The organism is Streptomyces sp. NPDC004065 (genome assembly GCF_044903565.1).
In the GTDB taxonomy this organism is placed as follows: Bacteria; Actinomycetota; Actinomycetes; order Streptomycetales; family Streptomycetaceae; genus Streptomyces.
Genome location: NZ_JBJDQT010000024.1, coordinates 70,291 through 87,126, shown reverse-complemented (window position 1 = coordinate 87,126; position 16,836 = coordinate 70,291). Strand labels below are relative to the sequence as shown.

The 16,836-nt window shown below is 74.5% G+C and carries 16 protein-coding genes; 8 read left to right on the top strand and 8 right to left on the bottom strand.

The window, feature by feature from the left end; all coding sequences use genetic code 11:
* On the bottom strand, nt 1-1,154 hold a 1,154-nt coding region (locus tag ACI2LW_RS23930), incomplete at its 3' end, for a thiamine pyrophosphate-binding protein (RefSeq protein ID WP_404733269.1).
* Entirely contained in the window at nt 1,151-2,230 is a 1,080-nt protein-coding gene (locus ACI2LW_RS23925) for a GlxA family transcriptional regulator (RefSeq protein WP_404733268.1), read from the bottom strand. The genes ACI2LW_RS23925 and ACI2LW_RS23930, both read right to left, overlap by 4 nt.
* Nucleotides 2,231-2,426: 196 nt before the next feature.
* On the opposite strand from ACI2LW_RS23925, the gene ACI2LW_RS23920 reads away from it, so the two are divergent.
* The gene (locus ACI2LW_RS23920; protein WP_404733267.1) at nt 2,427-3,401 is read left to right on the top strand and encodes a teichoic acid biosynthesis protein C; all 975 of its coding nucleotides are present in this window, start codon (nt 2,427-2,429) and stop codon (nt 3,399-3,401) included.
* Between the two features lie 69 nt (nt 3,402-3,470).
* Here the strand turns inward: ACI2LW_RS23920 and ACI2LW_RS23915 are convergent, their stop codons facing one another.
* Entirely contained in the window at nt 3,471-3,665 is a 195-nt protein-coding gene (locus ACI2LW_RS23915; RefSeq protein ID WP_404733266.1) for a hypothetical protein, read from the bottom strand.
* A gap of 292 nt (nt 3,666-3,957) precedes the next feature.
* Here ACI2LW_RS23915 and msrA point away from each other — a divergent pair, with 292 nt between their 5' ends.
* Both msrA and ACI2LW_RS23905 read left to right on the top strand, forming a co-directional pair.
* Nucleotides 3,958-4,470 carry a peptide-methionine (S)-S-oxide reductase MsrA gene (gene msrA, locus ACI2LW_RS23910; RefSeq protein ID WP_404733265.1) on the top strand — a complete coding sequence of 171 codons (513 nt, stop codon included), beginning with the start codon at nt 3,958-3,960 and terminating at the stop codon, nt 4,468-4,470.
* A gap of 205 nt (nt 4,471-4,675) precedes the next feature.
* On the top strand, nt 4,676-5,521 hold the full coding sequence (locus ACI2LW_RS23905) for a prephenate dehydratase (protein ID WP_404733264.1): 846 nt from the start codon (nt 4,676-4,678) through the stop codon (nt 5,519-5,521).
* Nucleotides 5,522-5,542: 21 nt separating this feature from the next.
* Here ACI2LW_RS23905 and ACI2LW_RS23900 read toward each other — a convergent pair whose 3' ends face one another.
* A complete protein-coding gene (locus tag ACI2LW_RS23900; protein ID WP_404733263.1) occupies nt 5,543-6,964 on the bottom strand; it encodes an alpha/beta fold hydrolase in 1,422 nt (473 codons plus the stop codon).
* 196 nt (nt 6,965-7,160) lie between these two features.
* On the opposite strand from ACI2LW_RS23900, the gene ACI2LW_RS23895 reads away from it, so the two are divergent.
* Both ACI2LW_RS23895 and ACI2LW_RS23890 read left to right on the top strand, forming a co-directional pair.
* Nucleotides 7,161-8,162, top strand: coding sequence for an ArsR/SmtB family transcription factor (locus tag ACI2LW_RS23895; RefSeq protein WP_404733262.1), 1,002 nt, complete (start codon nt 7,161-7,163; stop codon nt 8,160-8,162).
* Between the two features lie 171 nt (nt 8,163-8,333).
* Complete coding sequence (locus ACI2LW_RS23890) at nt 8,334-8,708, top strand: hypothetical protein (protein WP_404733261.1); 375 nt, start codon at nt 8,334-8,336, stop codon at nt 8,706-8,708.
* 149 nt (nt 8,709-8,857) lie between these two features.
* On the opposite strand, the gene ACI2LW_RS23885 is transcribed toward ACI2LW_RS23890, so the two are convergent.
* Together ACI2LW_RS23885 and ACI2LW_RS23880 are read right to left on the bottom strand one after the other, a co-directional pair.
* The gene (locus tag ACI2LW_RS23885; RefSeq protein ID WP_404733260.1) at nt 8,858-9,685 is read right to left on the bottom strand and encodes an alpha/beta fold hydrolase; all 828 of its coding nucleotides are present in this window, start codon (nt 9,683-9,685) and stop codon (nt 8,858-8,860) included.
* A gap of 487 nt (nt 9,686-10,172) precedes the next feature.
* Entirely contained in the window at nt 10,173-10,400 is a 228-nt protein-coding gene (locus ACI2LW_RS23880) for a hypothetical protein (RefSeq protein ID WP_404733259.1), read from the bottom strand.
* A 513-nt stretch (nt 10,401-10,913) separates the two neighbouring features.
* Here ACI2LW_RS23880 and ACI2LW_RS23875 point away from each other — a divergent pair.
* Nucleotides 10,914-11,813 (top strand): DMT family transporter, encoded by a 900-nt coding sequence (locus ACI2LW_RS23875; protein ID WP_404733258.1) that lies wholly within the window; start codon nt 10,914-10,916, stop codon nt 11,811-11,813.
* Nucleotides 11,814-11,913: 100 nt separating this feature from the next.
* Here the strand turns inward: ACI2LW_RS23875 and ACI2LW_RS23870 are convergent, their stop codons facing one another.
* Together ACI2LW_RS23870 and ACI2LW_RS23865 are read right to left on the bottom strand one after the other, a co-directional pair.
* Nucleotides 11,914-13,095: a DUF3103 family protein gene (locus ACI2LW_RS23870; protein ID WP_404733257.1), complete on the bottom strand. Its 1,182-nt coding sequence runs from the start codon at nt 13,093-13,095 to the stop codon at nt 11,914-11,916.
* 294 nt (nt 13,096-13,389) lie between these two features.
* Nucleotides 13,390-14,058 (bottom strand): methyltransferase domain-containing protein, encoded by a 669-nt coding sequence (locus ACI2LW_RS23865; RefSeq protein WP_404733256.1) that lies wholly within the window; start codon nt 14,056-14,058, stop codon nt 13,390-13,392.
* A gap of 190 nt (nt 14,059-14,248) precedes the next feature.
* Between ACI2LW_RS23865 and ACI2LW_RS23860 the strand changes: the two genes are divergently transcribed.
* Nucleotides 14,249-15,313: a hypothetical protein gene (locus ACI2LW_RS23860; protein ID WP_404733255.1), complete on the top strand. Its 1,065-nt coding sequence runs from the start codon at nt 14,249-14,251 to the stop codon at nt 15,311-15,313.
* 407 nt (nt 15,314-15,720) lie between these two features.
* Nucleotides 15,721-16,626, top strand: a complete 906-nt coding sequence (locus ACI2LW_RS23855; RefSeq protein WP_404733254.1) for an NAD(P)H-binding protein — start codon at nt 15,721-15,723, stop codon at nt 16,624-16,626.
* Nucleotides 16,627-16,836: the final 210 nt, after the last annotated feature.

The window sequence follows — 16,836 nt, the reverse complement described above, 5'->3', positions numbered from 1 at the left end:
TCGGGTACCGCGGTCGGCGCGCCCGAGGCGGCCGTACGGCGGTCGGGCGCCGCGGTCGGGGCGCCTGAGACTGCCGTACGACGGTCCGGCCCCGCGGTCGGCGTGCCCGTGGTTGCCGCGCGAGGGTCGGGCGCCGTGGTCGGGGTGTCCGGGGCCGGCGTGTGGCGGTCCGGCCTCGGGGTCGGCGTGCCTGAGTTCGGCGCGTGGTGGTCGGGTACCGCGGTCGGCGCGCCCGAGGCGGCCGTACGGCGGTCGGGCGCCGCGGTCGGGGCGCCTGAGACTGCCGTACGACGGTCCGGCCCCGCGATCGGCCTGCCCGTGGTTGCCGCGCGAGGGTCGGGCCCCGAGGTCGGGGTGCCCGGGGTCGGGGTGCCCGGGACCGGCGCCCGACGGTCCGGCGCCGCGCTAGGGGCGCCCGCGGTCGGGATGCCCGAGGCCGCCGTATGGCGGTCCGGCGCCGCGGTCGTCGCGTCGCTGTCCGGCGCGGCGTTCGTCGCGTGCGGGTCCCGGACGGGGATCGGGGCCTGTTGCACGTCCTTCGGCAGCAGCAGGACGGCCGGCCCGCGCGGACGTGCCCGGGCCGCCGCCATCGCCCGGCGCAGCAGCGCGGGAAAGGCCTCCGCCGTGTCGACGCGCGCGCAGAACCGGGACACCGGCGCGAAGACCTCGCGGGCGTCGAAGGAGCCCGCCCGGCCGCTGGAGTCCTGGAACGCCCCGCGGCCCTCCTGGCCGGTCGGCGGCTGGCCCACCAGGGCCAGCACCGGCACCCGGGACGCGTACGCCTCGGCCAGTCCCGGTACGAGGTTCATCGCCCCGCCGCCCGAGGTGGCGGCCACGACCGCGAGCCGCCCGGTGGTGCGGGCACAGCCGTCCGCCATGGTGACCGCGGAGAACTCGTGCTTGGCGACGACGCCTTGCACGACGCCGCCGCGGTGCACGGCGTCGTACACGTCCTCGATGTTGGCGCCGCCGACGCCGAACAGGTGGGTGACGCCGGCCCGGGCGAGTTCCCCGGCCAGGTGGTCGACGAGGCGCACGGACGCCGAAGCCGAAGCCGAAGCCGACGCCGACGCCGACGCCGACGCCGAAGCCGACGCCGACTCCGACGTCGCCGCGCCGGGCACGTCCGGGGTCGTGGTGGTCGTGGTGGTCATGCGGGGCTCCTGTCCGTCGTGTGGTGCCGGTCGATGAGGCCCGAGGGCGAGATCACCTGGAAGCGGTGCCGGTACTCCTTGGGCGTGAGCCCCAGGGACCGCCCGAAGGAGCGGAAGAAGGTCTCGGGAGCGCCGAACCCGCAGCGCCGCGCGATCTGGCCGATCGCCAGATCGGTGTTCTCCAGGAGCTCGCGGGCGCGGGCGATGCGGGTCCGCTCGACGTACTGGCCGGGGGTGGTGCCCACCTCGCGCCGGAAGACCCGGGCGAAGTTGCGCTGGCTCATGTTGGCCCGTCTCGCCAGCTCGGCCACCGGCAGGGGATCCTGGAGGTTGTCCAGGATCCACTCCTGCGCGGCACGGATCGGCGGGTGGTCGGCCAGCTGGGCGTCGAGGACGTCGCTGTACTGGGCCTGCCCGCCGTGCCGTTTGAGGAACAGCACCAGGTACCGCGCCGTCCGCAGCGCCAGCGCGGCGCCGTGGTCCGCCTCCACCAGGGCCAGTGCCATGTCGATCCCGGTCGACACCCCCGCGGAGGTCACGACGGGGCCGTCGACGACGAAGATCGGCTCGGCGTCCACCGTGACCTCCGGGTAGCGGCCGGCCATCGCCTCGCTGTACGCCCAGTGGGTGGTGGCCCGCCGGCCGTCGAGCAGACCCGCCTCGGCCAGCAGGAAGGACCCGCCGCACACGGAGGCGACCCGGCGGGAGCGGGCCGCGGCCCGGCGGATCCACGAGATCAGCTCCCGGTTGCGCAGTGCGTCGCGCAGCCCCCAGCCGCCGGGCACGAGCAGCGTGTCCACCGGACCCCGCGCCGCCTCGAGCGGCGAGGCCTCCACGCTGAGACCCGAACTCATGCGCACCAGCGGCGCGTCGGGGGAGACGAAGTCGATCCGGTAGCGGGCGCCCGACGGCGGCAGAAGCCGGTTGGCCGTGTCGAACACTTCAATCGGTCCGGTGATGTCCAGCGCCAGCGCTCCGGCGTACACCACCACAACAACTCGTCGCTCCAGCACGGTCACAGCCTGTATCGGCTGCCGCACCGGCTGCAATGACAGGTTGGTGACGGATCCTGCCACCGGACGGCCACCGGCCTCCGTCCCGGCGCGTCTGCCAGGCGGTTCGCGCCCGCGGCGGGAGCGGCGGCCGGGGACGGTGAGGTGGCTCACAGTGCCCGGCGCGGACCCGGGACCGTCGCGGGGGACGTCGGGGGACGTCGCCATGACCCGTATAAGGTGCGGGAGTTGCGTTCGCCTTCCCCACAGGAGCACCTTCATGGATCTCAACTCCCGTACGTCCCCCTCGCGTCGAGGACTGCTGCGCGCGGGCGCCGGTGTCTCGCTCGCCGCCCTCGGGCTCGGCTACGGCGCCTCGGGCGCCTCGGCGTCGGTGAGCACGAGTCCGCGGTTCGATCTGTCGCAGCCCTCCTACGACCTGTTCCGCAGCAAGGAACTGCACAGCAAGCGCGTCCAGCAGAGCTTCGCCTTCGACTCGGTCAACAAGCGCCTGTTCGTCGCCGCCAAGCGCGCCGGAAGCGCGGAGTCCGACGGCGACCTGTGCATCAGCCACCTGGACTTCCAGGGCAACTACATCTCCTACATGCACCTCAACGGCTTCGGCCACGGCGTCGCGTTCGGTGTGCGCCCCAGCGGCGGCACCAGCTACCTGTGGATCGAGTCCGACGCCAACGGCAACGGCTACGGCACCAAGCTGTCCCGCATCAAGTACTCCGCGGGCACCACCCTGGACGCCTCCTCCAGCAGCGTCACCAAGTTCCAGCCGATATCCGGCGCCGCGGAGTACACCTGCTCCATCGACCCGGTGTACGACCGCATGATCGTGCGCTACCACAAGGACGGCGCCAAGCACATCGCGGTCTACGACGCCTCCGACACCGACCGCGGCGACTTCGGCAACCCGCTGGCCCAGTTCACCCCGCCGGCGATCTCGGGCACCGCCCAGGGCTACACCCTGTACGGCTCGTACATGTACTACCTGACGGGCAACGCCTACTCCGACTCCAACCCGGAGCCCGGCAACACGTACTTGACCAGCATCAACGTCAACACGGGCGCCATCGCCCAGGGTCCGACGCTGACCAAGGCGGGCTCCACGCTGACCTACCGGGAGCCCGAGGGCCTGGCCATCTACCGCACGGACGCGGGCGAGTCCCGCCTCTTCCTCGGGTTCGCCACCGGCGAGGAGGGCGACCGCCGTTCCAGCATCTTCTACAAGAACGCGCTGGTCTGACCGGGCGGCCGGCCGCGTCGGCGTGCGCGCGGCCGGCCCCCTGATCCCTTCAGGCCGTCCGCGGGGCGGTCACAGCCCCAGGTCGACGGCGAGGCAGGAGAAGTTCATCCAGGCCCCCTCGGGGTCGTAGGAGTCGCCCGCCGGGTTCCTCGGGCCGGCCGGCTTCTCGGCGACCATGTCCGTGTAGGGGATGCGGTCGGGCAGCTTGCCGAACTTGGCGTGGCGCGCGATCGCGGCGCTGTCCACGACGTCATGGGTGTCCATGGTTCTCCCTCCGCTGGGGCCGGTGGCGGACCCTGTCCGCCGCCCGCCGGGACGGTCAGGCTGACACGGGGAGCGTCACCGGTCAAGGTGGTAACGCGTGTGAGGTGCGTCCCTGCCGGGCGGTGCAGCGTCACCGGTCAAGCAAGTGACGGAGGCGGCGGCGCCGGTCGTCACTTTCTTGACTGGTGAGCGGGGGTTTGGCATCATTGCGTCACCATTCGAACCGGTGACGCACTGCTGCGGACGTTCGTGGGAAAATGGTGGTCCGGCCTGCGGAGAAGGGTGAGACGCGATGACCAAGAACGAGGGCAGGGCCCTGCTGGCGGGTGGCTGCTTCTGGGGCATGCAGGAGCTGATCCGCAAGCAGCCGGGAGTCACCGGCACCCGGGTCGGCTACAGCGGCGGCGAGATGGCCCATCCGACCTACCGCCGGCACGAAGGCCACGCCGAGTCGATCGAGATCACCTTCGACCCGGCCGTGACCGACTACCGCACGATCCTGGAGTACTTCTTCCAGATCCACGACCCGACCACGAAGAACCGGCAGGGCAACGACATCGGCTCCAGCTACCGTTCGGCGATCTTCTACCTCGACGACGAGCAGCGCCGCGTCGCCGAGGACACCATCGCCGACGTGGAGGCCTCGGGCCTGTGGCCCGGACCGGTGGTCACCGAGGTCGTGCCGGCCGGGCCGTTCTGGGAGGCCGAGCCGGAGCACCAGGACTACCTCCAGCGCTACCCGGACGGCTACACCTGCCACTTCCCGCGCCCCAACTGGCGGCTGCCCAAGCGCGCCGAGGCCTGATCCGGCGGCATCCGGCGGCGGGGCGCCCCGGTGGCGGGGCGCCTTCCGGTGGCGGGCGCCTTCCGGTGGCGGGGCCGGCGCGGTCCGCCGCCGGCCCCGCCACCGTCTTGCATCGTGGGCACCGCCGTGGACCGCGCCGTCCGAGGTCTACGGTGGACCTCCTGTCGTCCGACGACGCGACCTCCACGGTGGAAGGCAGGACACGGTGACGACCGTCGCATACCAGGGTGAGCCCGGATCCAACTCGGCGACCGCCGCGGCCCACCTGTACCCCGGCTGCGCCGAGGTGCCCTGCACGGGTTTCGAACAGGCCCTGGACGCGGTCACGCTCGGCACCGCCGACCTGGCGGTGATCCCGGTGGACAACTCCGCCGCCGGCCGGGTCGCGGACGTGCACCATCTGCTCCCCGAATCGGGCCTGTTCATCGTCGCCGAGTACTTCCTCGCCATCCGCTTCGACCTGATGGGCGTCCCCGGCGCCACCCCCGAGACGGTGGAGTGCGTGCGCAGCCACGTCCACGCCCTGGGGCAGTGCCGGAAGATCCTGCGCGAGGGCGGCTGGCGCACGCTCGTCAGCGACGACACCGCGGGCGCCGCCCGCGAGGTGGCGGAACTCGGCGACCCGCGGCACGCGGCGCTCGCCCCGCCCGCCGCCGCCGGACTCTACGGCCTGGACGTCCTGCGGGCGGGCGTCGAGGACGACCCGGACAACACCACGCGGTTCGTGGTGCTCTCCCGCGACGCGGCCGTCCCGCCGAGCACGGACGAGGCGACCATGACGAGCCTGTTCTTCTGCGTCCGCAACATCCCGAGCGCCCTCTACAAGGCACTCGGCGGATTCGCCAGCAGCTCCGTGAACCTCACCAAGATCGAGAGCTACCAGCTGGGCGCGGGCCTGAACCCCAGCCGCTTCTACGTCGAGATCGAGGGCCACCCCGACGAGCCCCGCGTCGCCCTCGCCCTGCAGGAACTGCGGTTCTTCTCCTCCGAGGTCCGCATCCTCGGCGTCTACCCGGCCCACCCCCACCGCCTGCGCGAGCGCACCGCCTGACCGGCCCGCCGCACGGGCCGGTCAGCGCCCCAGCAGGAAGTCGAACACCGCCCGGCGGCCCTTGTCGTCGGCCGCTCGGCTCTGCACCGAGTGCGCGGCCCCCGGCACCACCACGACACGCGCGCGCGGCGTCAGCCGCCTCTGGTCGTACAGCCACTCCAGCGGCGTCGACAGGTCCCGGTCGCCGCCGAGCAGCAGCACCGGCACGCCCGGCAGCCTGCGGTGGGCCGGCGGCAGCGGACCCACCGGCGTGCGCGGCCAGTGCAGACAGCTGAGCATCGAGCCGAGACCGGTCGCCGTGGCGGCGTCGAAGGGGCCGTAGTCGGCCGGGGTCAGCCGGTCGCCCGCCCTGCGCAGCGCCTCCTCGCGTCCGGCCGCCGGCGCGTCCGCCCTGCCCCACGGATAGCGCCCGTCCGCGCACAGCGTGGCGGCGTGCAGTCCCTGGCTGAGCTCCTCGGCACTGGCCGCGCTGCCCTCCCGCACCCCCGCGATCAGGCCCTTCAGCGGTCCCGGATCGCCGTCCGCCGCCCGGTGCAGCGCGTCGATCATCGCGGTGTAGTCCGGGTCCACGAACTCCCAGGTGGTCAGGGCGTCGATGACGTCGACGCCGTTGCCGTAGCGGTCCACCACCGCGGCCAGGTCCGCCGCCGGGTCCGTGGCGCAGCCCGTCGCCCGGCACGCCGCCGTCAGTACCCGGGGCGCCGCCCGCAGCGCGGCACGGTCCATCGGGTCGTAACCGGTCTGCGGGACCACCGAGTCCAGCACCAGCCGCGCCACGTGCCGCGGGTGGGCCAGCGCGTACCGTTCGGCGGTGTACGTGCCGTACGAGACGCCGTCGAGCGTCATCCTGCGCACGCCCAGCGCCCTGCGCAGCAGTTCGAGGTCGGCGACCGTGTCGGCGGTGCTGTGGAACCGCCGGCCGGCGCCGACGGCCGCGGCGCAGTCCGTCACCGCGCGGGCGGTGGGCGGGGTGAGGTCGGACGACCCCATCTCCCGTTGCAGTTGCGGGCACTGGAGGGCGTTGGCGCCCGTGCCGCGCTGGTCGATCATGACGAGGCGGTAGTCCTGGAGGACGGGCGCCAGCCGCTGGCTGATCCGTTCGACGAACGGCACTCCCGGCTGTCCCGGACCGCCGGTGAGGAAGAGCAGAACGCCCTTGGGCGCGCGGGTGTTGTCGGCCATGGCGACGTTCAGCCCGAGCCGGCCCGGTACGGCGCCGCGGTGGTCCAGCGGGACGGTGAGCGTGGCGCAGGTGAAGCCGTTCAGCCCCGGGCAGGCCGCGGCCCCGGACAGTCCCCCGCTCTTCCCGGCGGGCGTCGCGGCGGCCCGGTCCTGCGCCACGGACGTGCACGTCCCCGACAGCATCAGGACACCGGCGGCGGCCAGCGCGACCGCCCCCCGCCCCGCACGCCCGCGCCGCCGCGCCCCCGGACCCAGCGTCATCGGCGTCCGACCCCGGCGCACACCCGGCATGCCACGCATTCACGCACCCCCTGCTCGGGCGCCCCGGGCCGTCCCGGGCCGCGTCCGCACCAGGCTGCGCGATCGGGCCCTGGAAGGCGAGACTCCGTGCGACGATTCGAGTACGTTCGAACGGCCGTGGGGCGGTGGACCCGGGGGACAGGGGAGGCGGCGGGGCATGATCCAACTGACCGTGGACGCCGAGGGGTTGGCCCGTTCCCGGTTCGCGGTCTCGCCGCTGCACGAGGTCGCGGCGACGCTGCTGCCGTGGGGACTGCGCCCGGCCGCGCAGGCCGATCCCTGGGTCGCGCACGCCCGGCGGGTGCTGCGCCGGGCGGAGCTGCCGCTGCTGTCGGCGCTCGCCCTGGACGGGGGCGGTTATCTGCCCGACTTCCTCAGCCCGCACCCGTCGGGTCCCTCGCCCACCGTCGAGGAGGAACTGGAACGGGTCCGCTCCACCGCGCCGGACCGGGTGCTGGGCGAGCTGGAGGCGTTGCGCGACGGCCGCCCCCGCAACGGCCTGGCCGCCTCCCGGCTGCCCCCGCGGGTGCGGCGGGCCATGGACCGGGGCGGCGCCCATGTCGCCCGGCAGGCGGCGGAGGAACTGCGGCGCTACTGGGATCTCGCTTTCGCCCCGCACTGGGAGGCCGCCAAGGCGACGCTGGACGCGGAGGTCGACCGGTGCGCCGGCGTCCTGGCGCGGCGCGGCGCGGCCGGCCTGTTCAACTCCCTGCACCCGGACATCACTTGGTCCGAGGGCACGTTGCGCGTGGACAGCCGGTTCACCCTGCGGATGGCCGTGCCCCTGCTCCTCGTGGTGCCGTCGCTGGTGGCGGCGGGGCCGGCCGTGGCCGTGGACCCGCTGCCCGGCGGACGCCGGCCGCCGATGGTGGCCTGCCCCGTGCGCCACCGGACCGGGACGCCGGCGCCGCCCTCCGCGGAACTGGCCAGGCTGCTCGGTCCCACCCGGGCCGGACTGCTCACGGCGCTGGCCCGTCCGGCCTCCACCGCGCAGCTCGCCGAACGCCACTTCCTCAGCCCGGCCACGGTCTCGTACCACCTCGGCGTGCTGCACCGGGCGGGCCTGGTCGCCCGCGCCCGCGCCGGTCGCGCGGTCCTCTACCGGCGCACCCCGACGGGCTCACGACTGGCGACGCCCGCCCCGGCTCCCACCCTCTGACGGCCCCTCACCCGTCCTCCGGCTGTTCCCGGACCGGTGTGCGGGAGGTGCTCCTCGCCTGCTCCCCGCCGCCTCCGCGCCGAAGCCGCGGTTGACACGATCGGGTGCATTCGGCCGCCGAAGGGTCTGTCGTCCTTCCAACCGGGTATAGGGATCACCCACAGTGTGATCATGAAAACTCCGCGCATGCAGCGTCCGCACAGCTCTCTCGCGTACTCGGCTGCCGCAGCCGTCATCGGCCTGGCGGCGACCCTGGCCTCCGCCTCCTCCGCCGTCGCGGCGCCCCCGCCGGACGGCCCCGTGACCCAGAAGCAGACGTGTGAGCTGACCCGCGTCCACCGCGGGGGGATCGCCGACGCGCTCTGGGTGGTCGCACCGGTCTCCGACGCTTTCGCCGACCGTCAGGTCCGCTGCACGCTCGATCCGCAGGAGCGGCGCGACGGAGCAGGGGGCGACGAGCGGGTCAGTGCCGTGAGCGGGGTCACGACGACCGAGCCCTCGGTCTCGTCGGAGCCCGACCGTCCCGTTCCGTTCGGGCGCGGCTAGCCGGGAGCCCACCGGGACCGCCCGGGACCTCGTGCGGGCCCGCCGCGTCGGCGCGCCGGGCCGGGGCCCGGCGACACGCCCCGCCTCCCACCGGCCGTCGCGGCGCCGGCAGGGGGCATGGGCGGGCCGGACCGGGCGGTGTCGGCGCGTCAGCCGCGGGCGAACTCCAGCAGATCGGCGTCGAACCGCCCGGCGAACTCCGGGACCATCGACAGACCGTGCGGGGCGCCCTCGTAGACCTTGTAGACGCAGTCCTTGACCAGCTTGGAGGACTTGGCGCCGGCGGCCACGATCGGCACGATCTGGTCGTCGTCGCCGTGCACGATCAGCGTCGGCACGTCGATCCGCTTCAGGTCCTCGGTGAGGTCCGTCTCGGAGAACGCCTTCACGCAGTCGTGGGCGCCCTTGATGCCCACTGACATCGACCAGAGCCAGAACTGGTCCCGGGTGCCCTGGGAGACGTTCGCCCCGTCCCGGTTGGCGCCGAAGAACGGGGCGCTGAGGTCCTTGTAGAACTGCGAGCGGTCCTCGAGGACCCCTGCGCGGATCCCGTCGAACACGTCGAGGGGCTGTCCCTCCGGGTTCGCGTCCGTCTTGAGCATCAGCGGCGGAATCGCCCCGAGCAGGACGGCCTTGGCGACCCGGCCCGTCCCGTGCCGGCCCACGTAGCGCGTGACTTCGCCGCCGCCCGTCGAGTGGCCCACCAGGACGACGTCCCTGAGGTCGAGGGTCTCGATGACGGCTGCCAGGTCGTCGGCGTAGGTGTCCAGGTCGTTGCCGTCCCAGGGCTGGCCGGAGCGCCCGCCGCCGCGCCGGTCGTGGGCGACCGCCCGGAAGCCGTGGTCCGCCATCAGCTTCGCCTGCGGGTCCCAGGCGTCGGCGACGAGGGGCCAGCCGTGGGAGAAGACGACGGGCTGACCCGACCCCCAGTCCTTGAAGTAGATCTGCGTTCCGTCCTTGGCGGTGGCGAAGGGCATGGGGCGTTCCTTTCGAACCGGACCTCGGCCATGTGCCCCCCTGGGACTCGGTCGCCGGCCGGACCGGTGCCGCGCCACGCCGGCACCCCGGCACGTGGACATGCGGGGCGGGCGGGGGCGTGGGCGGCCGGCCGCGGCCGCAACGAGCACATCTCACCTCAGGCTAGCCGGGGAGCCGCAGTTCAGCGCGTCGGCCGGACGGCGGCGCACACGTCCCCCGTGCGGGTGACGGAGACCCCGTGCACGTGACACCGGAGCCGGCCCGGTGCGGGTGACGTCGCCGCGGTCCGCACGACGCCACCCTCCCCGCGCACGCTGCGGCCCGTCCCGTGAGTCCCCGGGGGGCGCCGCCCGCGTGGGACCGGCCGGCGTCGGGGCCTCCCCGGGGGTGCGACGCCGGCCTCTCCGGCGGGGTGGCCCCGGCCTCTCCGGCGGGGCGGCGCCGGGTCGGTCCGGCCTCCGGAGGCGGGCCGGCGCCGCCGGCGGGTCAGTCCGGCAGCCGGGGCGTTCCGCCCGGTCCGTCGTGGGTGCCCTCGGCGGACGGGAGGGACAGCGCGCCGCGGACACAGCCGGCGCGCCCGTCCCGCCGGGCACCGGAACGCTGTCCCGTCCCCGCGGGGGACCAGCCGCCGACGCCGACGGTTCCGGGCAGACGGACCCGCCGCAGGCAAGGGCGCGCGGTGAGGTCTTCCACGGTGGTGGTCAGGTCTTTCATGGTGGTTTCCCTTCTCGGGACGTTTCGCAGGAGTGTCACCCGGCCGCTTCCGGCCGGCCGCGGCACCGCGGCCGGGGACACCGGCGCGGACCGGGCCGGCGAGGCCGGTGCGGACCGGGGGCGAGGCCGGCGCGGACCGGGCCGGCGAGGCCGGTGCGACGGCCGCTGCCGTGAGGCAGGCGGGTGATGCGAAGGAGGGGGAGACTGGTGAGGCGAGTGGGTGATGAGACGGGGCGGGACAGGCCGCGAACCGGCCGGCCGCGGCCCGGCAAGGACGCGCACGTGCCGCAGCCCCGGAAGAATCGGAGGTACTCCTCCATTTAACCGGAGGCGATCCTCCGATGCAAGGACCACCCGCCGTGACGCCGTGACCCGGCATCCGCAACGCGAGGGAGCACCGGTGGGGGAACGGGTGGAAACGCCGCACCCGGAATGCGACGACGGACCCCGCGGTTGCCGCATGTCGTGTGGGGGGCAGTCGGTGGCCGCAGGCCTGAAAGGAGTCGTCCGGTCATGGCTCTCGCCGTCCTACTCGCGACCCTGGCGGCGTGCAGCAACGCCCTCGGCACGGTGCTGCAGCGGCGTGCCGCGCTGACCGTGCCCGCCTCGACGTCGCTGCGCCCCGGGCTGATCGTCGACCTGCTGCGCACCCCGGTGTGGCTCGCCGGCATCATCGGCGTCGTCCTGTCGGCGATCCTGCAGGCCCTGGCCCTGGCCTGGGGTTCGCTCGCCGTCGTCCAGCCCGTCTTCATCCTCGAGCTGCCGCTCGCCCTGATCGTCGGCGGCATCGTCTTCCACGTGCACCGGTCGCGCAGATCCTGGACGGCGGTGGCCTGCATCGCCGTGGGGCTCGCCGTCTTCCTCGTCTCACTGGAGCCGTCCGGGGGACGCGACTGGGTGCCCGGCCTGTGGTGGGTCCCCACGCTCGCGATCATCGGCGGCATCGGCGTGGCGCTCGTGGTGACGGCGCTGCGCCGGCCGTTCGGCCTGGCGCGGGCCGCCTGCCTGGCCGCGGGAGCGGCCCTCGGCAACGCGCTCACCGCCGCGCTGATGAAGTCGGCCATGGGCATCCTGGGCGACCGGGGCGTCTCGGCCTTCTTCCTGACCTGGCAGACCTACGCCTTCGCCGTGATCGGCGGCGTGTCCCTCTTCCTGCTCGGCACCGCCATGCAGGCCGGCCCGCTCATCGCCTCCCAGCCCGCGCTCACCCTCACCGACGCCGTGACGGGCGTCGTCCTCGGCGTGGCCCTCTACGCCGAGCAGCCCCGCACCGGCATGTGGATCGTGTCCTCGGTGCTCGGCTTCGCCCTGCTCACCTACGGCGTCTTCGCGCTCTCCCGCACCCGCTGCCTGGCGGAGTGCCTGAACGCGGAAGAGGCGGCGCCGCAGCCGGTGGAGCGGGCCGCGGCGTAAACCCGCCGCCCCGCCGCCCTACCGCCCCCGCCCCGCTTCCCGCTTCCCGTGACACGCGCCGCGCCCGCGGACGGCCCCCCGCGGGCACGGCGCGCGCGGCTCACAGCTCCTGCACGAAATACGGCTCCACGGTCATCCAGCCGTTGCCGCGGGCGCCGTACCGGGTGCCGTTGTCGGTGCGCGCCAGGGTGTACCAGGAGTCGACGTAGTCCGGGTCGTCGGTCCACCAGTCGTCCGGGATGGCGTCGAGGACCGCGTTGACCAGCGGGATGTAGGCCCCGTGGTCGGTGATGGTGAGCAGCGCGCCGGCGATGGCCTTGGCGAGGTCGCGGTAGTTGGTGCTGCCGTCCTCCTCCATCATCACGGCGTCGGCCAGGTTGTACTTGTAGTACGACCAGTTGACCAGGATCTGGCCGGGCCGGTACACCGTCCCGTCGTTGTCGAGGTACGGCATGTCGACCGGGTCGACGCGCACCTTGCCGTCCTGGCCGAAGCCGGTGACGAGCGTGTAGATCTCGGCGTCGCCCTTGACCCAGGGCTCCTCGTCGTCCGAGAGCTCCACCGCGGCGATGCGGGTGGTCCAGAAGCCGCCGGCGGCCGCGGCCCGGCCGGTCTCACGCGCGGCTGCCGTCCCCGCCCCGGCCGTCCCCGCCGCGGCGGTTGGCGCCGGGGCCGGTGCGGCGGAGGTCACGCCGTAGCGGTTGAGCTGCCGGTTCAGCACGTCGAGGCCGGCGGCGAGCGCCTTGGAGCCGTCGATGTCGACGACGTACACCGGCCGGCCGGGCGCGTGGCGGGCGTCGAGCCGGTGGGTCCCGCCGCGGCTGTCGTAGGCGACGACCTCCGTGGCGTCGTCGTCGGCGGTGGCCGCTACGACCCAGGGCGTCGCCCCGGCGGCCACCTCGCCCCGCATCGAGGCGTCCCCCAGCCGCAGCCGCAGCAGGGAGCCGACGGCCGGGTCCAGGCCCTTGGCCTCGGTGATCCGGCGGTCGTCCGCCGCCAGCAGCGACCTCAGGCCGCCGCCGGCCAGCGAGGTCACCGCCACCTCGTCGGAGGCGAGCGCGGCCTGCTGGACGCGGTGCCGCCAGGCCGGATCGGCCAGCGAGCGGGCCAGGGTCCGAGCGGCGTGGTCCTGCGCCGCGGACACGGGGGAGACGGGTGACGCGGAGGGGGCCGGGGCCGCCGCGGCGGGGAGCGCGGCGATGGTCTGTCCGGCCGACAGGGCGAGCAGGGTGGCGGCGGCAGTGGCGAGGGCGCCGTGCCGGCGGCGCTGGCGAGGTCTCACGGGGCGGTCCTCCTGGGAGCGGGTGTGGGTGGCGCGCTGTCAGGTGGAGCGGGGGAGCCCGTCGGATCTATGCGAGTAGACTCCGCCCCCAGCATGGCGGGTACATGTCATCCAGGACAAGGGCCGGGACCGAGTCGGGCCGGCCGGCGGCTGCGGGCCGGTGGCCCTGCGCGGTGCCGTGCACCTCAAAGCCGTCGAGGCGCTGTCGGAGGCGGCGGGACCGCCGCCCGCGACGGGCTCCAAGGGGTGCAGGTGACTCGGAGGTCTCGAAGGACTGGAAGGACTCGGAGATCGTCAGCCGGGGCGCTTGGCCATCACGACCACGCCGGGCCCGCTGTGCTCCTCCGGGGGAAGTCGCAGTTCGGCGACCATGTCCAGGCCGGCCTGCTCGACCAGGGCGACGAGCTGCTCCGGCTGCCACTTGTGCGTCGTCCAGCGGACGGGCACGCCGCCGTACGCCTCGGTGCGCACCGCGTCCTCGTCGCCGACGTGTGTCGCGGTGATCAAGTGCCCGCCCGGCTTCAACGCGCGCGCGAACAAGGCCAGGACCTGGGGAAGCACGTCCCGGGGAAGGTTGAACAGCGACCACCACCCGAGCACGCCGCCCAGGGATGCCTCTTCGAGGTCGAGCTCGGTGGCGGAAGCGACGGCGAAGCGGCACTCCGGATGCAGCCGGCGCGCGTTCTCGATCATGCGAGGGGAGAGGTCCACCCCGGACACGTCGAGTCCGCGTTCGGCGAGGTAGGCGGTCACCGTTCCGGGCCCGCAGCCGACGTCGAGGACGGGCCCGAGCCCGCGCACGCTGTCGGCGAAGGCGTCGATCGACGCCTTGAGCCACGGATGTCTGCGGATGTCGCCGATTCCCGTCGTCGCGACCATGTGGGCGTAGTTGTCGGCCACTCGGTCGTAGGACTCACGTACGACGTCGAGATCGGCCGGGCGGTCAACAGAGTGTGCGGGCATCGGCCAAGGATAAGAGAACACGGGGGAGTTGATGCCGTGGGGTGAGTGCGGCGGGCGTGCGTCCGGGGCCGGTGGGTACCCCGCTTGCCCTCCCGGGGAATAGGAGCATATGCTCGTAACGTCTTGATGTGGCGGGCAGCCGGTCCGGCTTCCGCGTGACGTACGCCCCCCAGAACCAGAAGGCCCCGCCATGGAAACCCCCGCCCGATCCGCCGCTCCCGAGCCGGCCGCGGCTCACGCACCCGCGCAGACGCTCCCGGCGGCGGCCACGTCCGGCCCCAGGCACCGCGGAGCCGTCCGCCGGCCGCCGGTCAGGGCCTGGCTGCAGCCGGCCGTGATCGCCCTGGTCGTCGTGGCGGCCTTCATCACCTGCTACATCGGACTCCAACGGGATCCCCGGCCGCACCACCTCCCCGTCGCCGTCACCGCGACCGCCCTGCCGGACGACATGCGCGAGGCCCTCGGTGGCAGCGTCGACGTCCGTCCCGTCGCGGACGCCGCCGCCGCGCACCGGGCGGTGACGAGCCACGACGTGGTCGCCGCGCTCAGCGCGGACGGGCGGCACGGGCTGCGCCTGGAGGTCGCCGGCGCCGACGGCGCGTCCACCACGTCGGCGGTCAAGGCCCTCGTCGGCGCCTATGCCCACGGAGCGGGCAGGCACCTGACCACGGAGGACGTAGTCCCGCTGACCCGCTTCGACGCCCGCGGACTCGCCGGCTTCTACATGGCCTTCGGCGTCACCCTGGCCGGCTTCGTGCTCGGCTCCAACGCGCTCGGCCTGGCCGGCGTGCTGAACCTGCGTCACCGGTTCCGGCTGCTGGCCGGAGCCTCCCTGGCCATCGGCACGGTCGCCGCCGTCATCGCGGGTCCGGTACTGGCGGCGGTGCCCGCTCCGGTCCTGCCGCTGATCCTGACGCTCACCCTCCTCGCGGCGGCGGCCGCCTTCACCACGAAGCTGCTCGGCACGTATCTCGGCCCCGTCGGGGTCCCCGTCGCCACGCTCCTGCTGCTCACCGTCGGCAACGCCACCAGCGGGGCCACCATCGGCGCCGACCTGCTGCCCGCCGCGGCCCGCGCCGTCTCGGCGCTGCTGCCGCCCGGCGCCGCCTTCCGCGCCATCACCGATCTCAGCTACTTCGACGGCGCCCACGCCGCCGGACCCGTGACCACCCTCGCCGTGTGGGCCGTCGGGGCCGCGCTGCTGCTCGGTCTGCGGGCCCGGCGAAGGCGGCCGCGCACCCCGGCCCCCGCGTGACGCCCCGGCGGGCGGGACGCGGCCGGTCTCCTTAGATTGGGAGACGCACCGGGAAGGCGGCGCACCGGGGGAGGAGTCCCGGCCCGCGCCCTCCCGCCCCGGGCCGCCTCTTCCCCGGCCCGTCGCCCCGTGTCCCCGGGGACTGCGCAGCCCCCGGCACCCGCACCGCGGCACCGCGCTCCGACGCACACCGCGGTCCCGTCCCCGCACACCGCGTCGCGTCCCGGGGCGGGCCCGGCCCCGGACCCCAGCCCCGCACACCGCGTCCAGCCCACCCCCCGGCTTCGCACACCGCGCCCCGGCCCCGCGCACCGTGCTCACGGGCCCCCATCCGTTCCCCGGACCACCACCCACTTCCCCGCACCCGGCCCCGCTTGCGCGCGGCCGCACCAGAAGGAGTCCGATCCATGACAGCCGGCAATCTCGTTCTCATCGCCAACGCCGGAGGCGTGGGCCGCGCGGTCCTCGACCTGCTGCGCGCACGGGACGTGCGCCTGCGCGTCCTGGTCCGCCGCGACGACGACCGGGCGGCCGGGCTGCGCGCGCTCGGCGCCGAGGTCGTGGTCGGCGATCTGACCCGGCCCGACGGCGTCGCCGCCGCACTGGACGGCGCCGACCGGATGTACTTCGCGATGCCGGTGTCGCCCGACCATCTGCTCGCCACCGCCGTGGTGGCGAGCGTGGCCCGGGAGTACGGCGCACTGGACTGCCTGGTGGACATGTCCCAGATGACGGTGTCGCAGATGACCGCCACGAGTACGGCCGAGTCGCACCAGCAGCGGCTGCACTGGCTGGCGGAGCAGGTGCTGAACTGGTCGGGCCTGCCGGTGGTGCACATCCGGCCGACATCGTTCCTCGACAACCCGCTGTTCACCACGCTGGCGGCGCGGTCGATCCGGGACAGGGGCACGATCGAGCTGCCCTTCGGCACCGGACGCACCTCGCCGGTCGCCGTGGAGGACGTCGCCCGCGTCGTCGCCACCGTGCTGCACGACCCCGCCCCGCACATCGGGAAGGTCTACGAGCTGACCGGGCCGCGCACCCTGGACATGACCGGGATGGCCGAGGAGTACACACGGGCCCTGGGACGCCCGGTGACCTACGCGGACGTACCGCCGGAGCGGTGGCGCACCGAGGTGCTCGCCCAGGCCGGCCTGCCGCCGCACACCGAGGAGCACATCGCCACCATGGCCCGGCTGCACCGGGAGAACCGCTACGACCGCACGTCCGGCGACGTGGAACGCGTGACGGGCGTGCCCGCCCAGTCGGTCGAGGCGTTCGTGGCCGCCCGCAAGGACCTCTACCTGGGCTGAACCTGATCCGGGGCCTCGGCCGGCTCCACGCGCTGGGCGGGCTGCCGGGCCCGGACCGTCGTCCCGCGTGCGTGATGGCGGGGTGCCGCAGTGGTCGGGGAGGCTGGAGGGCTCCGTGGTGAACGCCGTCTCCCGGCTCGATGCGCCAGGTCTCCTTGGACGGCCGTGCCCGGGTGCCGCGGAGGGGCGTGCCCGTCGTCGCCGTACGGG

Bases quoted from the DNA above. Each gene is read 5' to 3' on its own strand.
- msrA (WP_404733265.1), top strand. From the start codon at position 3,958: ATGACCAAGAACGAGGGCAGGGCCCTGCTGGCGGGTGGCTGCTTCTGG.
- ACI2LW_RS23860 (WP_404733255.1), top strand. From the start codon at position 14,249: ATGGAAACCCCCGCCCGATCCGCCGCTCCCGAGCCGGCCGCGGCTCAC.
- ACI2LW_RS23890 (WP_404733261.1), top strand. From the start codon at position 8,334: ATGAAAACTCCGCGCATGCAGCGTCCGCACAGCTCTCTCGCGTACTCG.
- ACI2LW_RS23855 (WP_404733254.1), top strand. From the start codon at position 15,721: ATGACAGCCGGCAATCTCGTTCTCATCGCCAACGCCGGAGGCGTGGGC.
- ACI2LW_RS23915 (WP_404733266.1), bottom strand. From the start codon at position 3,665: ATGGACACCCATGACGTCGTGGACAGCGCCGCGATCGCGCGCCACGCC.
- ACI2LW_RS23895 (WP_404733262.1), top strand. From the start codon at position 7,161: ATGATCCAACTGACCGTGGACGCCGAGGGGTTGGCCCGTTCCCGGTTC.
- ACI2LW_RS23875 (WP_404733258.1), top strand. From the start codon at position 10,914: ATGGCTCTCGCCGTCCTACTCGCGACCCTGGCGGCGTGCAGCAACGCC.
- ACI2LW_RS23885 (WP_404733260.1), bottom strand. From the start codon at position 9,685: ATGCCCTTCGCCACCGCCAAGGACGGAACGCAGATCTACTTCAAGGAC.
- ACI2LW_RS23900 (WP_404733263.1), bottom strand. From the start codon at position 6,964: ATGACGCTGGGTCCGGGGGCGCGGCGGCGCGGGCGTGCGGGGCGGGGG.
- ACI2LW_RS23920 (WP_404733267.1), top strand. From the start codon at position 2,427: ATGGATCTCAACTCCCGTACGTCCCCCTCGCGTCGAGGACTGCTGCGC.
- ACI2LW_RS23880 (WP_404733259.1), bottom strand. From the start codon at position 10,400: ATGAAAGACCTGACCACCACCGTGGAAGACCTCACCGCGCGCCCTTGC.
- ACI2LW_RS23865 (WP_404733256.1), bottom strand. From the start codon at position 14,058: ATGCCCGCACACTCTGTTGACCGCCCGGCCGATCTCGACGTCGTACGT.